Annotated in this window: 1 protein-coding gene; it reads right to left on the bottom strand. The window is 43.4% G+C overall.

The window, feature by feature from the left end:
• The coding region (locus C7B77_RS25350) for a non-ribosomal peptide synthetase (protein ID WP_106311496.1) at window positions 1-4,070 on the bottom strand (4,070 nt) is incomplete at both ends.

Here is a 4,070-nt window from a genome sequence, read left to right as displayed (position 1 = left end):
TCAATTGAAAAAGCTACTCTCAGTTGTGAAATTAATTGAGTGGCTAGTAGCGAGTGTCCGCCCAATTCAAAGAAGTTATCGTGGATACCCACTCTCTCTATTCCCAAGATTGAAGCGAAGATGTTGGCAATTAGTTCTTCATTAGGAGTACTTGGTTCTACATATTCATGCGTCCGCAAGATTTCACCATCGGGAGTCGGTAATGCCTTACGGTCTACTTTACCGTTCGGGGTTAATGGGATAGAGTCTAAAGTGACGATCGCCGAAGGCACCATATATTCTGGTAGCCTTTGCTCGATAAAATCATGTAACTGCGAAGCTAGATGACGATTTGATTCCTGCTTTAAGGGATTGTTGGCATAGTTACTCCAAGCTTTGACTTCATTATTTATTTCTACTTTAGGAAATATCCTTGCAGAACCAACCTTAGATTTATTCCCGATCGAGATAGCATCGTAACAACCATTCCCACCAGTACTAGACCAATTAATATCTACTGTATAAGGGAATCGATCGCTCAAACCCCATAAATTTTCTGGTTCCAAGCCAACTTGTTCTTGCTGCTGTAATGTGTTGCGTAATTGACCGATAGTTTCTCGATCGTCTGAGTTAGCAAGTAGACTGACCAGTGCGACTTCTTTTTGCAAACGAGCATTTGGTATATGTTTAATACCGATAGCTTCTGGCTGCTTATTTAGTAGAATTTGTTCGATCCCTGCTAAATTTAAATTATCACTGTGATAGTTCAACCATTCAGGTTCGATCGTCTCAAAAACAGTATCGCCGACATAAAGAATGACATCATAACGGAACTTGGTTAGCTCGTTATGGTAATTGCCAGGTTTTAATTGAACTCGAACATGTTTGATTTGTGGAAAATGCTGTTTTAAAGCAAAGAAGAATTCTGGATCTATGACTAATTCTTCTTCCTGGTTGTAAGCATTCTTGATGTTTTGCTTGAGTTGAGCGACAGTTGTAGAATCTAAAGCACACTCGAATTTAGTTGCTGTATAAAATGTTTCTAATAATGGCAAGCTACGAATATCACCAATAAAAATAGCACCTCCTGTCCCCAATGTATCGATCGCCCCTCTTACGACTTCTACTAGATAATCGATACTCGGGAAATATTGGATGACTGAGTTGATGATAACGGTATCGAATTTGTATTGTTCGATGGCGGTAAAATCATGTGCGGGTTTATTGATTAATTTTAGATCTAGACAATCAGCTTCGATTTTATTGATTTGCCGATCGATATAATCTAAAGCTACCTGAGAAATATCAGTACCACAGTAAGTCAAGCAATGAGGCGCAAGTTGGAGCAGCAACATCCCGGTACCACAGCCTACCTCTAAGACATGTTGAGGTTGTAATTCCAGAATTCTCTCAACTGTAGAATCTACCCATTGATGCATCTGATCTTGAGGTATCTGCTGGCCTGTATAACTACTTTTCCACCCAACAGTGTTGTATTGATATCCTTCAATTTCAACTGATTCACTATATACATTTTCGTATAGCTGCTGCCATTGTTCGATCTGCAATAACTGCAACTCACTTTCCACTCGGACTTGATTTTTTGGCTCAAAAGTTACATAAGCAACAAGACGTTTATTGCCAGAACTATCCTCAGTGTCGATCGCCACAGCTTGTCGAACTTGAGGATGAGTACTCAAGACGGCTTCAATTTCACCCAACTCAATCCGAAAGCCCCGAATCTTAACTTGATTATCGATGCGACCGAGAAATTCAATATTTCCATCTGGTAAGTAACGGGCTAGATCGCCCGTTTTGTATAGGCGAGAGGTGGCATCCTCCGGTGAGAAAGGATCGGAGATAAATTTCGCGGCGGTCAAGTCGGGACGGTTGAGATAGCCACGGGCTAAACCATATCCACTAACATACATTTGTCCTTTAATTCCAATTGGTGTTGGTTGAAGTTTGTCATCAAGGATATACACTTTCAACCCAGGAATTGGACGGCCAATTACACTATTAATGCTGTCCAAATCGCTGACGTCCAGAGCGTGATAGGTAACATGCACGGTCATTTCAGTGATTCCATACATGTTTACTAACTGAGGACTTTTATCCCCATATCGATCGAACCACGGTTTTAAACTTTGGAAATCTAGTGCTTCTCCGCCAAAAATAACTAGCCGTAGATTTAATTGTAATTTTGGGCGTTCGGATTGAGCGATGAGAATTAGTTGGTAGAAAGCAGACGGAGTCTGATTGAGTACGGTGATATTTTCTGAGCAGAGCAAGTCGTAGAAGGATTCAGGATCTCGACTAATCCAATAGGGGACAACGACAAGCCGTCCTCCAGAAGACAATGCACCCCAAATTTCCCAGACAGAAAAGTCAAAAGCAAAGGAGTGAAAATTAGTCCAAACATCATTGGCGTTGAAGTGATACCAAGATTGAGTTGCGGCAAACAAACTCACCACATTTTGATGTTCGATTTGGACGCCCTTAGGCAGACCAGTAGAACCAGAAGTATAGATAATATAAGCCAAATTAGCTGTAGCGACACCAGAAGAGAGATTAGTATCACTCGCGCGGGCAATTGAGTCCCAATCGGTATCCAAACACACCAGACGTGCTGAATGTGCAGGCAATGATGCCAAGATGTCGTGTTGAGTTAACAATACTTCCACACCAGCATCAGTCAACATGTAACTCAACCGCGCGGCAGGATAGCTGGGGTCTAGTGGCACATAAGCCCCACCAGCTTTAAGAATCCCCAACAGTCCTACCACCATCGCCAGCGAACGTTCGACACAAATGCCTACCAAGACTTCGGGTTTGACACCCAAACCTTGTAAGTAATGAGCTAATTGATTAGCCCGTTGATTCAACTGTTGGTAAGTTAATTGCTCATCTTCAAAGACAACAGCTACAGCATCAGGTGTTTTCTCAACCTGCGCCTCAAATAAGTGATGGATACATTTATCGTCAGGATATTGACTTGCTGTCTGATTCCACTCCACCAATAACTGCTGTCGCTCTGATTGACTCAACAAGGGTAATTCATCAACTGGTTGTTGAGGATTGGAGACAATTGCTGACAACAAATTGTGGAAATGACCCGCCATCCGCTCGATGGTTGCAGCATCGAATAAGTCGGTGTTGTATTCCCAATCACCCACTAACCCTTCAGGTGTTTCCGACATCGATAGTGTGAGATCGAACTTAGCAGTGGTGCTGTCTTGATGGAAAGGACTCAAAGTCACATCCGTTACTGCTAAGTCATCCATCGGTGCATTTTGGAGTACAAACATCACCTGAAATAGTGGTGAATGACTCAGCGACCGTTGCGGCTTTAAAGCCTCAACTACCTGCTCGAAGGGTACATCCTGATGCTCGTAGGCTTGGAGTGTGGTCTCCCTGACTTGAGTTAGCAATTGGGCAAAACTGGGATTGTCTTCAAACCGGACTCTCAAGACTAAAGCATTCACAAAAAAGCCAATTAATGGCTCAATTTCACGCCGATTGCGATTGGCGATCGAGGAACCCAGCACCAGATCGGACTGACCGCTGTAACGATAGAGTAAAGTTGAGAACGCGGCTGCCAGAGTCATGAACAACGTTGTGCCCGACTCCCGAGACAGGGACTGCAACCGATCGCTCAGCTCGATACTTATCGGAAAGCTTTGCGATTTACCTCGGTAAGTTTGGATATGAGGACGAGGTCGGTCAGTCGGTAGCTGCAATAATTCTGGTGCATCCTGCAATTGTTGCTGCCAGTAATTGAGTTGAGCCTCAAGGATTTGACCACTGAGGTATTTTCGCTGCCACAGTGCAAAGTCGGCATACTGAATGGCTAATTCTGGCAACGGTGAAGGTGCTCCAGCACAGAAAGCTGGATAGAGAACTGCTAGTTCTTGAATTAACACCCCAATCGACCACCCATCGGAAATAATATGGTGCATGGCTAGCAACAACACCTGCTCTGTTGCCGATAGCAAGAGTAAACTAGCTCGGATTAACGGTGTGGTCTCTAAGTCAAATGGGGTAATGACTTCTTGTTGTGCTAGCTGCTGTATTGTTGCATTACGTGATGT

The sequence above is a fragment of the Chamaesiphon polymorphus CCALA 037 genome, from assembly GCF_003003845.1.
GTDB classification, from domain to species: Bacteria; Cyanobacteriota; Cyanobacteriia; order Cyanobacteriales; family Chamaesiphonaceae; genus Chamaesiphon; species Chamaesiphon polymorphus.
The sequence above is the reverse complement of the archived record's forward strand: the minus strand, read 5'-3'. Positions and strand labels throughout refer to the sequence as shown.